The sequence below is a fragment of the Corynebacterium otitidis ATCC 51513 genome (genome assembly GCF_000296405.1).
Classification (GTDB): Bacteria; Actinomycetota; Actinomycetes; order Mycobacteriales; family Mycobacteriaceae; genus Corynebacterium; species Corynebacterium otitidis.
In genome coordinates this window covers 542,957-553,978 of the sequence record NZ_JH815192.1, presented here as the reverse complement: position 1 = coordinate 553,978, position 11,022 = coordinate 542,957, and the positions used below count along the sequence as shown (strand labels likewise).

Here is an 11,022-nt window from a genome sequence, read left to right as displayed (position 1 = left end):
GGCGCCGGCGGCGCCGGGCACGTCGCGCGGGCGCGACGCGCCGCTAGCGGGGCGTCGCGCCCGGCGGGCGGGTTTGTGGTAGCCGCGGCGGCTGGGGTATCATTCCACAGTCATTGTGCCTGGGGCTCGCCCGACCGGAGCGGAGCCTTGGCGCTCGCGTCTCGCGCTGTCGAGAGCTGAAATACACGAACGAGTCGGGCCAGGCCCGAGCCGAGGATGAGGAAGTAGAAGGGGTAGCCCTCCGATGTATGCGATCGTCAAGACTGGCGGAAAGCAGTACAAGGTCGCCGAAGGCGACCATGTCGAGGTCGAGAAGCTCGAGGGTGAGCCGGGTACGGCGATCTCGCTGACCCCGGTTCTCACCGTTGATGGCTCCACCGTGACCTCCAAGAAGGAGGATCTCGCGAAGGTCTCCGTCGACGCCGAGATCGTCGACCAGACCAAGGGCCCGAAGGTGAAGATCCTGCACTTCAAGAACAAGACCCGCCACGCCGTGCGCCAGGGCCACCGTCAGCGCCACACGGTCGTGAAGATCACGGGCATCAAGTAGGATCGTGGGCCGATAACGGGCCGCGAGCGAACAGCTAGGGAGGGAATACACCGACATGTCTACTAAGAAGGGTGCATCGAGCACTAGTAACGGCCGCGATTCCCGCGCGAAGCGCCTCGGCGTTAAGCGCTTCGGCGGCCAGCAGGTCAACGCGGGCGAGATCCTCGTGCGCCAGCGTGGCACGAAGTTCCACCCGGGCGTCAACGTGGGCCGCGGCGGCGACGACACGCTCTTCGCCCTGAAGACCGGCCAGGTGCAGTTCGCGACGAAGAAGAAGCGCCGCACCGTCAACATCGTGGAGAACGAGCCGGCGGCCACCGCCTAGGGCTTTTCTCCCTGATGTAACACTTCGGCGCCGGCGCCTCCCCGCATCAATTAGGGGAGGCGACGACGCCCCGGCCCGCCCCGCTGGCGGCCGCCGGGACCCCGCCCGTCGCGACGACGCGGCAGGGTTCCGCCGGCCGGACCCGGGGCGGGCTTTTCGTCTACCGAGGCCCGCGCGGCAGCGCCGCGGGGCGGCCGTCTGTCTATGGAAAGGCTCTAGGCTTAAGGATCATGGCGCAGTTCGTCGACCACGTGGTGCTCTACCTGCAGGCCGGCGCGGGCGGCCACGGCGCCGCGTCCGTGCACCGGGAGAAGTTCAAGCCGCTCGGAGGGCCGGACGGCGGCAACGGCGGGCACGGCGGGGACATCCTGCTGGAGGTCTCCGGGCAGGCGCACACCCTGCTCGACTTTCACTTCCGGCCGCACATCAAGGCCGAGCGCGGCGGCAACGGCGCGGGCGACAACCGGATGGGCGCGCGCGGCAAGGACGTCGTGCTCTACGTGCCGGCGGGCACGGTCGTCAAGGACCAGTCGGGCAACACGCTCGCCGACCTGGTCGAGGAGGGCACTCGCTTCATGGCCGCGGAGGGCGGCCTGGGCGGCCTGGGCAACGCGGCGCTCGCGAACCACAAGCGCAAGGCCCCGGGCTTCGCCCTCAAGGGGGAGCCGGGCGAGGAGCGAGAGCTCGTCCTCGAGCTGAAGTCCATGGCGGACGTGGGGCTCGTGGGCTTCCCCTCGGCGGGGAAGTCGTCGCTCATCTCGGTGCTGTCGGCGGCGCGCCCGAAGATCGGGGACTATCCGTTTACCACCCTGCAGCCGAACCTCGGGGTCGTGGGCGTGGGCGACGAGACCTTCACCGTCGCGGACGTGCCCGGCCTCATCCCCGGCGCGAGTCAGGGCAAGGGCCTGGGCCTGGAGTTTCTCCGCCACATCGAGCGCACCTCGGTGCTCGTGCACGTCGTCGACTGCGCGACCATCGAGCCGGGCCGCGACCCGGTAAGCGATATCGAGGCCCTCGAGCATGAGCTCGGCGAGTTCCAGGACGCGCTCGAGGAGGACACCGGTCTGGGCGACCTGCGCAAGCGCCCGCGGGTGGTGGTGCTCAACAAGGCCGATGTCCCCGAGGCCGAGGAGCTCGCCGAGTTTGTCGTGCCCGAGCTTGAGGAGCGCTTCGGCTGGCCGGTGTTCATCGTCTCCGCGGTGGCGCGCAAGGGGCTCGATCCGCTGCGCTACAAGCTCTTGGAGATCGTCACCGAGCACCGCCGGGACCAGGAGCGCGAACGCCGCCGCTCCCGCCGCGGGGAGGCGGCCCCGGTGCAGGTCATCCGGCCGCGCCCGGTCGACGAGCCGGCCGGCGACTTCGAGGTGCTCCCGGACGTCGACCACCCGGGCGAGTTCGTCGTGCGGGGCCGCAAGCCGGAGCGCTGGATCTCGCAGACCGACTTCGAGAACGACGAGGCGGTGGGCTTCCTCGCGGACCGGATGAACAAGGCCGGCATCGAGGACGCGCTCAAGGCGGCCGGCGCGGTGGAGGGCTGCACCGTGACGATCGGCGGGGTGAGCTTCGAGTGGGAGCCGCTCACCCCGACCGCGGAGGACGTGACGTTCACCTCGCGGGGCCACGACCCGCGCCTCGAGCGCACGGAGCGCTCCACCGCCGCGCAGCGCAAGCGCGCCTCGCAGGCGCGGCGCGGGCTCATCGACGAGGAGCAGTACGAGGAGAGCGAGGAGGGCTCGACGGAGCGCTGGCAGGGCTAGCGGGGCGGACATAGTGGGCTTTCGCGGCCCGGCGGCCGGGCGGTGGTCTTCTCGCTAGGATGAGAAACCATGAGTTCGTCGACCTCTGAACCGACACACCCCGACTCGCTTCCCCTCGCCCCCTATCAGGGCGCCCCGGACGAGGCGCACTTCCCGGGCGCGAGCGGGCACGGCGCGGCGTTCGGCCACGAGTCCGAGATGCGCCGGCGCATCACGCAGGCGAAGCGCATCGTCGTCAAGATCGGCTCGTCGTCGCTGACGGACGAGAACTTCACCGTCGACCCGAACAAGATCAACCGGCTCGTCGACGCGATCCAGGCGCGCATGGCGGCCGACTCCGACGTCATCATGGTCTCCTCCGGCGCGGTCGCCGCCGGCATGGGTCCGCTGGGGCTCAAGGTGCGCCCGAGCGACCTGGCGACGAAGCAGGCGGCCGCCGCGGTGGGCCAGGTGCACCTCGCGCACCAGTGGGGCCTGTCGTTCGCGCGCTATCGCCGCACGATCGGGCAGGTGCTGCTCACCGCCTCGGACGCGGCGAACCGCGTGCGGGCCCGCAACGCGCAGCGCACCATCGACCAGCTGCGCAAGATGCGCGCGGTGCCGATCGTCAACGAGAACGACACGGTCGCGACGTCGGAGATGCGCTTCGGGGACAACGACCGGCTCGCCGCGATTGTTAGCCACCTCGCGGCGGCGGACGCGTGCATCCTCCTTTCCGACGTGGACGGGCTGTTCGACCGCAACCCCGCGGACCCGGGCGCGAAGTTCATCTCCGAGGTGCGCGACGGCAACGACTTGAAGGGCGTCGTCGCGGGCGACGGCGGGGCCGTGGGCACCGGCGGCATGGCCTCGAAGGTCTCCGCGGCGCGTCTCGCGGCCCGCGGCGGGGTGCCGGTGCTGCTCACCTCCGCGGAGTCGATCGGCCCGGCGCTCGAGGACGCGCAGGTGGGCACCGTGTTCGACCCGCGCCCGGAGCGCCTCTCGGCGTGGAAGTTCTGGGCGCTCTACGCCGCGGAGTCGAAGGGCACGCTCAAGCTCGACGAGGGCGCGGTCGAGGCGATCCGCGAGGGCGGCAAGTCGCTGCTGCCCGTGGGCGTCACCGACGTGGAGAACAACTTCGAGCGCGGCCAGATCGTCGACCTGGTCGGCCCCGAGGGCGAGGTCGTCGGTCGCGGCGAGGTGAACTTCGGCTCCGACACCCTCAACGAGATGAAGGGCAAGCGCACCGAGAACCTGCCGCCGAACCAGCGGCGCTCGGTCATCCACGTCGACTACCTCGCCGACTACGACATCGATCCCTAACGACCCGTCGATCCCGTTGAGCTCCGGCGCGCCGCCGCGCGCGGAGCTCGGGCCCGGGCCCGTTCGCCGGCGCGACGGGCCCGGGCGCGCCTATCCTTGGGGGCCAGCCGCCGGGCCGCTGTCACGCGGCCGGGGCGCTTAGCTAGACCACCTTTTTCGTTGAGTTTTTATAAAGGATGTGAGCGCGCCGATGAAGTTCGTCATGCTGCCCAAAGTGTGGGAGGAGCCCGCCGAGGAGCTCGAGGCCGCGGGCCACGAGCGCGTCGAGAGCGTCGACGACGCGGACTTCCTGTTCTTCTCCGGCGGGGCGGGCGACCTGCCCGAGCTGCCCAAGAACATCCGCTTCGTGCAGACGACGTACGCGGGCATGGACGGGCTTGCCGAGGCGGGCCTGCTCACCGACGCGGTGCGCTGGGCGAACGCCGGCGGCCTGTACGCGGACACCGTCGCGGAGTCGACGCTCGCGCTCATGCTGGGCGCGGGCCACCTCTACAAGTTCGCGACCGCCCGGGCTTCGTGGTCGACGCAGGACGAGGCGCAGGAGAAGACCGACTTCCTCTTCCACGACAAGACCGTCGCGATCGTCGGGGCGGGCGGCATCGGCCGCCGGCTCATCGAGCTGCTCGAGCCGTTCGGGGTGCGGGTCGTCGCCGTCAACCGCTCGGGCAGGGACGTTGCGGGCGCCGACGAGGTGACAACCTTCGACGAGCTCGGCGAGGTGTGGGGTAGGGCCGACTACGTCGTGCTGCTCGCGCCGCTGACCGAGGAGACCCGCGGGCTCGTCGGTAAAAAGGAGCTCGAGGCGATGAAGGACTCGGCGTTCCTCGTCAACGCCGGCCGCGGCGGGCTCGTCGATACCGACGCGCTCGTCGAGGCGCTGCGCGGCGGCGCCATTGCTGGCGCGGCGCTCGACGTCACCGCCCCGGAGCCGCTGCCGGACGACCACCCGCTGTGGGGCCTGGAGAACTGCCTTATTACCCCGCACGTCGCGAACACCATCCCGATGATGCACGCGCTCACCGGCCGGCTCGCGGTGGACAACGCCCGCGCCTTCGAGGCGGGCGAGAAGATGCCCACTGAGGTCGACCCCAAGGCCGGCTACTAGAGGTATTTTCTCGCGCCCCGGGCGCCCGGGGCGCGTGCGACGCCGGCGGCCAGGGCCGGGAGATGTCGCTACCATGGCGGCCATGACTTCCACGACAGTTGACCGTGACGCAGAACGCAGCGAGGTTCTTAACAAGGCGCGCGCCGCGAAGCGCGTGGCCCCGCGGATCGGCGCGCTGACCAGCGGGGAGAAGAACGACATCCTCGCCGCCGCGGCGGACGCGCTCGTGGCCGCGACCGACGAGGTCCTCGAGGCGAACCGCCGGGACCTCGAGGCCGGCCGCGAGGCGGGGCTGTCGGACTCTCTGCTCGATAGGCTCTCCCTCGACGCGGAGCGCGTCGAAGGGATCGCCGGCGGGCTGCGCAAGGTCGCGGGACTCGCGGACCCGGTCGGCGAGGTGGTGCGCGGCTCGGTGATGCCCAACGGCATCCACATGAAGCAGGTGCGCGTCCCGCTCGGCGTGATGGGCATGGTCTACGAGGCGCGCCCGAACGTCACCGTCGACGCCTTCGGCCTGGCCATCAAGTCCGGCAACGTGCCGCTTTTGCGCGGCTCGAAGTCGGCGCGGCACTCCAACGAGAAGCTCGTCGAGATCCTCCAGGGCGTGCTCGAGAAGTCCGGCCTGCCGCGCGAGGGCGTGCAGCTTTTGCCCTGCGACACGCACGACTCGGTGCAGGACCTCGTGACCGCCCGCGGGCTCGTCGACGTCGTCATCCCGCGCGGCTCGGCGCGGCTCATCGACGCGGTCGTCACCGGCGCGACCGTGCCCGCGATCGAGACGGGCACGGGCAACAACCACGTGTTCATCGATCGCGATGCCGACCTCGACGAGGCGATCGAGATCCTCCTCAACGGCAAGACCAGGCGCACCTCGGTGTGCAACGCCACCGAGGGCGCGCTGCTCGACGCCGCGCTGCCGGATGAGGCGAAGCGCCGCGTCGTCGAGGCGCTCCAGCAGGCGGGGGTCACCGTGCACGGCGACCCCGAGGAGCTCGGCGCGTTCGGCGCGAGCGACGTCGTCGAGGCCGGGGAGTCCGACTGGCGCGACGAGTACCTCTCCATGGACATCGCCGTCGCCGTCGTCGACGGCCTCGACGGCGCGCTCGAGCACCTCTCGAAGTGGAGCACCGGCCACACCGAGGCGATCGCGACGAGGAACTACGCCACCGCGCAGGCCTTCGCCGACCGGGTGGACGCGGCCGCGGTGATGATCAACGCGTCGACCGCCTTCACCGACGGGGAGGTCTACGGCATGGGCGCGGAGATCGGGATCTCCACCCAGAAGCTTCACGCCCGCGGCCCCATGGCCCTGCCCGAGCTCACCACCACGAAGTGGGTGCTCGAGGGCACCGGCCAGGTGCGGCCCTAAGGCCCCGGCCGGCGCAGGGTAGGGTTAGTCGCCATGGCCACTGCTCGCCCCCGCCGTCTCGGGATCATGGGCGGCACCTTCGACCCCATCCACCACGGCCACCTCGTGGCCGCGAGCGAGGTCGCCGACCGCTTCGACCTCGACACGGTGGTGTTCGTGCCGACCGGCCAGCCGTGGCAGAAGGCCGACCGACAGGTCACGCCCGCCGAGGACCGCTACCTCATGACGGTCATCGCGACCGCCTCGAACCCGCGGTTCTCGGTCTCCCGGGTGGACATCGACCGCGGCGGGCCGACCTACACCATCGACACGCTCCAGGACCTGCACGCCCAGTTCCCCGACGCGGAGCTGTTCTTCATCACCGGCGCCGACGCGATGGCGAGCATCGTGTCGTGGCGCGACTGGGAGGAGATGTTCGCGCTCGCGCACTTCATCGGCGTGACCAGGCCGGGCTACCAGCTCGACGACCACATCATCCCCGAGGTGCACCGCGAGCGCGTCTCGCTGGTGACGGTCCCGGCGATGGCGATCTCCTCGACCGACTGCCGGGAGCGCGCCGCCGCCGGGCGGCCGGTGTGGTATCTCGTGCCCGACGGGGTGGTGCAGTACCTCGCCAAGCGCGGCCTCTACGAGTCGCACCCCAGCGGCGCGACCGCGACGGCGCCCTCCCCGACGGGGGAGCGCTTCCCCATGCGCGAGGACGAGCCCCAGGGCGTCGAGTAAGCGCCCTGCGGGCCGGGCTACCCGGCGGCGCCGCCGGCGTGCGACAATAGGCCCGTACCCAGGCAGCGCCCCGACACCGCGGGGCGCGCGGAGCGAGAATTTCTCAAGGGAGTCGTGTGACAGCATCGAGTGAGGCCAGGCGCGTCGCCGCGCTGGCGGCGCGGGCCGCCGCCGAGCGCAAGGCGCAGGACGTCGTCGCGATCGACGTGTCCGACGTGCTCGCGATCAGCGACGCGTTCGTCATCGCGTCCGCGGACAACGACCGGCAGGTCCGCTCCATCGTCGACGAGGTCGACGAGCAGCTCAGCGCCGCGGGCCTCGAGCCGAAGCGCCGCGAGGGCGGCCGGGAGAACCGCTGGGTGCTCCTCGACTACGGCGTCGTCGTCGTGCACGTGCAGCGCGACAAGGAGCGCGAGTTCTACGCGCTCGACCGGCTCTACCGCGACTGCCCCCTCATCGAGGTCGAGGGCCTCGAGACCCCGGAGCGACCCGGCCAGTGGGAGGCCGACTCGGACCCGCGCGAGGCGCGCAGCATCGACGACATCCCGCTCGCCGAGGGCCCGCCCGACGAGGACGAGTTCTAGGCCCGGCATCCCCGGGCCGAACCGACCCAGCGAATCACCAACCATCCCGATCCCCCGCGACACGCCAGTGAGTTTTTCCCGCCTCATCCTTCTGCGCCACGGGCAGACCGACTTCAACCGCGCCGGGCGCATGCAGGGCCGCCTCGACACCGAGCTCACCGCGCTCGGCCGCCGGCAGGCCGCCGACGCCGCCGGGCTCCTGCGCGGCCGCGGCATCGCCCGCGTCGTGTCCTCCGATCTCTCGCGCGCCGCGGACACCGCCGCCGCCGTCGCCGACGGCCTCGACCTCGGCGTCTCCTTCGACGCGAGGTTCCGGGAGACCGCGCTCGGCGAGTGGCAGGGCAAGGCCAGGGACGAGGTCGACGAGGCCTACCCCGGGCAGCGCGCCCGCTGGCGCCTCGACCCCGGCTTCGCGCCGCCCGGCGGGGAGTCGCGCCTCGACGTCGCCGCCCGCGCCCGCGCCGGGCTCGAGGAGGCACTCCTCCTCCCGCCCGAGCGCGAGGGCGAGACGCTGCTCGTCGTCGCGCACGGCGGGGTCATCTCGGCGCTCACCGCGAGCCTCCTCGACGCGCCGACCGACTCCTACCCGTGGTTCGTGGGGCTGAACAACTGCCACTGGGCGCAGCTCGGCACGAGGGCCGCGCTCGGCGCGGGCTCGCGCTGGTTCCTCGAGGCGTGGAACGCCGGCGACGAGACCCCCGGCGAATAGGGTGGGGTCCCATGACCGTGAAGATCGTCGTCGACTCCTCGGCCGGGCTGCCGCACCACCTCGCCCGCGAGCACGATATCGCCGTGGCGCAGCTCCACGTCATGACCGGCGAGGACCGCTCCTCGACGGCGGGGCTCTCCGCGCTTGAGCTCTGCGCCGTCTACGCCAGACAGCTCGAGCGCGGCGGCGACGACGGGGTCGTCGCCCTCCACGTCGCGAAGGAGCTCTCCGGCACGTGGTCCTCGGGCGCGACCGCGGCCGCCGTGTTCCCCGACGGGGCGGTGCTCGTCGCGGATACCGGCACCACCGGCATGGCGCTCGGTCTCGCGGCCGTCGACGCCGCCGAGCGGGCCGCCGCCGGCGCCACCGTCGCCGAGTGCCACGAGGCCGCCATGGACTCGCTGGCCCGCACCCGCACGTGGGTGTACGTCCACCGGCTCGACGACCTGCGCCGCTCCGGGCGCATCACCGCGCGCACGGCGATGATGTCGGCGCTCGCGACGAAGCCGATCATGACGTTGAGCTCCGGGGCGGTGGAGCTCGCCGCGAAGACCCGCACCCAGGCCAAGGCCCTCCAGCGGCTCGGCGAGCTCGCCGAGGAGCACGCCGAGGGCCGCCCGGCCCGCGTCGTCGTCCAGGAGCACGCCGCCCGGGAGGCCGCCGAGCGGCTCGCGCGGCAGCTGCGCGCCAAGCTCCCGGAGGGCTCGCTGGTGACCGTCCAGCAGCTCGCCCACCCGCTCGGCGTGCACCTCGGCCCGGGCGCGGTGGGCATCGCCGTGCGCCGCGCTGTGGAGGAACCCGCGGACTAGCGACGTTATCCACAGGCCCGCGGCCGCGCCCCGAGGCGGTCTGCGGGACCGGCAGGCTAGCGTGCCCGCCATGGATGCCAGGCGCCGCCTCGGCGGGCTCCTCGACGACGACGCCGAGCAGCAGGACCCGCCCGCGGGCGGGGCGATCTCGATCACGCCGCGCCGCCTCGCGCTCGCCGGCGCCGCCGCGGCCGCTATCGCCGCGGTGTGGGCGATCGGCGCGCTGCTCGGCGGTGGGGGAGAGCCGGGCGGCGAGTCCCTCGAGCCCGAGGCGCTGCCCCAGGCCGCGGCCGCCGCGCCCGACGCCGGGGCGGAGGCCGCGGCGGAACCCGAAGAGATCGTCGTCGCCGTCGTCGGGGAGGTCGCCCACCCGGGGCTGGTGACCCTGCCGCCCGGCTCGCGGGTGAGCGACGCGCTCGCCGCCGCGGAGCCGCTCGGAAACGCGGAGCTCGGCGGGCTCAACATCGCGCAGCGCCTCGTCGACGGCGAGCAGATCGCCGTGCCGGCCGTCGGCGCGGAGCCGCCCCCGCCGCCCGCCGGCGCCGCCGCGCCCGGCGGGCCGGGCCCGATCAACCTCAACACCGCGGCCGAGGCGGAGCTCACCACCCTAAAAGGCGTCGGGGAGGCGACCGCCGCGGCGATCGTCAAGCACCGCGAGGAGATCGGGGGATTTAGCTCCGTTGAGCAGCTCCTCGACGTGCCCGGCATCGGGCCGGCGAAGTTCGCCGCGCTCGCCGACGAGGTGCGGGTCTAAGAGTCGTGGCCGGGAGGCTGCTCGCCGTTGCCGCGCCGGCCGCGTGGGCGGTCGCGCTCGCCGCGATCCTTAGCTGGAGTACTGAGCACCCGCTGCTGCGCGCGGCGCCGCTCGCGGCGTGGGTGCGCGGCCGGCTGCGCGGCGCCGTCGAGCGCGCGGTGGGGGAGCGCTCCCAGGGCCTCATCCCCGGCGTCGTGCTCGGCGACACGAGCCTCCAGGACGCGGTGGAGCAGCAGGCCTACGTCGACTCGGGGCTCAGCCACCTCTCGGCGGTGAGCGGCGCGAATATTGCGCTCGTCGCGGGCTGAGCGGCAGCGCTCGCGACGCTGTGCGGCGTAAGTCCGAAGGCCGGGGCGGTCGTGTCGCTGGCGGTGCTCGCCTGCTACGTCGCGGTGGTGGGCGCGGAGCCCTCGGTGCTGCGCGCCGCCGCGAGCGGGGTCGTCGGGCTCGTCGCGGTGCTCCGCGGGGGCCGCGCCGCGCCGCTCACCGCCCTCGGGGTCGCGGTCCTCGCCCTCGTGCTGGTCGACCCGGACCTCGCGTGCCAGTGGGGCTTCGCCCTGTCGGTGGCGGCGACGCTGGGCATCGTGGCGCTGTCCCCGCCGCTGGCCTCGGCGCTGCGGGCGGGCACGGGCTGGCCGCCGGTGTGCTGCCGGGCGATGGCCGTCGCCCTCGCGGCGGACGTCGCCACCGCGCCGCTGATCAGCGCGATGACCGGGCGGGTCTCGCTCGTCGCGGTCGGCGCGAACCTGCTCGCCGGGCCCGCGGTCGCACCCGTGACGGTGGTGGGGCTTTTAGCCGCGCTCGCCGCGTCGGTGCCCGGCCTGGGGGCGCTCGCCGCCGGGCTGCTGCTTATCGCCGAGCCGGCGGCGTTCTGGGTGGCGACGGTCGCGCGCGTCGCGGCGGGGCTCCCTGGCGCGGGGGTCGAGGTCGCGCCCGGGGTGGTCGCCGTCGCCTACGGCTGGCTGCTCTTCCTCGTGCTGTGCGGGCGCGCCGGCTGGGCTGCCGGGGCGGTCGTGCTGGGCGCGGCGGCGCTCG

At 73.0% G+C, this 11,022-nt stretch carries 11 protein-coding genes and 1 pseudogene; all 12 read left to right on the top strand.

What is annotated here, in order from left to right; translation table 11 throughout:
• Positions 1–244: 244 nt before the first annotated feature.
• Entirely contained in the window at positions 245–550 is a 306-nt protein-coding gene (gene rplU / locus HMPREF9719_RS02445) for a 50S ribosomal protein L21 (protein WP_004600385.1), read from the top strand.
• Between the two features lie 55 nt (positions 551–605).
• Positions 606–875, top strand: a complete 270-nt coding sequence (gene rpmA / locus HMPREF9719_RS02440; protein ID WP_004600384.1) for a 50S ribosomal protein L27 — start codon at positions 606–608, stop codon at positions 873–875.
• A gap of 230 nt (positions 876–1,105) precedes the next feature.
• Complete coding sequence (gene obgE, locus HMPREF9719_RS02435; RefSeq protein WP_004600383.1) at positions 1,106–2,632, top strand: GTPase ObgE; 1,527 nt, start codon at positions 1,106–1,108, stop codon at positions 2,630–2,632.
• A gap of 198 nt (positions 2,633–2,830) precedes the next feature.
• Positions 2,831–3,934, top strand: coding sequence for a glutamate 5-kinase (gene proB / locus HMPREF9719_RS02430; protein ID WP_174269520.1), 1,104 nt, complete (start codon positions 2,831–2,833; stop codon positions 3,932–3,934).
• 190 nt (positions 3,935–4,124) lie between these two features.
• Positions 4,125–5,039, top strand: coding sequence for a D-isomer specific 2-hydroxyacid dehydrogenase family protein (locus tag HMPREF9719_RS02425; RefSeq protein WP_004600381.1), 915 nt, complete (start codon positions 4,125–4,127; stop codon positions 5,037–5,039).
• A gap of 82 nt (positions 5,040–5,121) precedes the next feature.
• Entirely contained in the window at positions 5,122–6,408 is a 1,287-nt protein-coding gene (locus HMPREF9719_RS02420) for a glutamate-5-semialdehyde dehydrogenase (RefSeq protein ID WP_174269513.1), read from the top strand.
• Positions 6,409–6,441: 33 nt separating this feature from the next.
• Positions 6,442–7,131, top strand: coding sequence for a nicotinate-nucleotide adenylyltransferase (gene nadD / locus HMPREF9719_RS02415; RefSeq protein ID WP_004600379.1), 690 nt, complete (start codon positions 6,442–6,444; stop codon positions 7,129–7,131).
• 116 nt (positions 7,132–7,247) lie between these two features.
• A complete protein-coding gene (gene rsfS / locus HMPREF9719_RS02410; RefSeq protein ID WP_004600378.1) occupies positions 7,248–7,715 on the top strand; it encodes a ribosome silencing factor in 468 nt (155 codons plus the stop codon).
• 67 nt (positions 7,716–7,782) lie between these two features.
• Positions 7,783–8,424, top strand: coding sequence for a histidine phosphatase family protein (locus tag HMPREF9719_RS02405; RefSeq protein WP_004600377.1), 642 nt, complete (start codon positions 7,783–7,785; stop codon positions 8,422–8,424).
• A gap of 11 nt (positions 8,425–8,435) precedes the next feature.
• Positions 8,436–9,233, top strand: coding sequence for a DegV family protein (locus HMPREF9719_RS02400; RefSeq protein WP_004600376.1), 798 nt, complete (start codon positions 8,436–8,438; stop codon positions 9,231–9,233).
• Positions 9,234–9,303: 70 nt separating this feature from the next.
• A complete protein-coding gene (locus HMPREF9719_RS02395; RefSeq protein ID WP_004600375.1) occupies positions 9,304–9,987 on the top strand; it encodes a ComEA family DNA-binding protein in 684 nt (227 codons plus the stop codon).
• Positions 9,988–9,992: 5 nt separating this feature from the next.
• Positions 9,993–11,022 (top strand): annotated as a pseudogene (locus tag HMPREF9719_RS02390) (ComEC/Rec2 family competence protein); the annotation flags it as partial.

What these genes read in the sequence shown, in the direction of transcription:
- rplU (WP_004600385.1), top strand. Translation starts at nt 245, where the DNA reads ATGTATGCGATCGTCAAGACTGGCGGAAAGCAGTACAAGGTCGCCGAA.
- rpmA (WP_004600384.1), top strand. Translation starts at nt 606, where the DNA reads ATGTCTACTAAGAAGGGTGCATCGAGCACTAGTAACGGCCGCGATTCC.
- obgE (WP_004600383.1), top strand. Translation starts at nt 1,106, where the DNA reads ATGGCGCAGTTCGTCGACCACGTGGTGCTCTACCTGCAGGCCGGCGCG.
- proB (WP_174269520.1), top strand. Translation starts at nt 2,831, where the DNA reads ATGCGCCGGCGCATCACGCAGGCGAAGCGCATCGTCGTCAAGATCGGC.
- HMPREF9719_RS02425 (WP_004600381.1), top strand. Translation starts at nt 4,125, where the DNA reads ATGAAGTTCGTCATGCTGCCCAAAGTGTGGGAGGAGCCCGCCGAGGAG.
- HMPREF9719_RS02420 (WP_174269513.1), top strand. Translation starts at nt 5,122, where the DNA reads ATGACTTCCACGACAGTTGACCGTGACGCAGAACGCAGCGAGGTTCTT.
- nadD (WP_004600379.1), top strand. Translation starts at nt 6,442, where the DNA reads ATGGCCACTGCTCGCCCCCGCCGTCTCGGGATCATGGGCGGCACCTTC.
- HMPREF9719_RS02400 (WP_004600376.1), top strand. Translation starts at nt 8,436, where the DNA reads ATGACCGTGAAGATCGTCGTCGACTCCTCGGCCGGGCTGCCGCACCAC.
- HMPREF9719_RS02395 (WP_004600375.1), top strand. Translation starts at nt 9,304, where the DNA reads ATGGATGCCAGGCGCCGCCTCGGCGGGCTCCTCGACGACGACGCCGAG.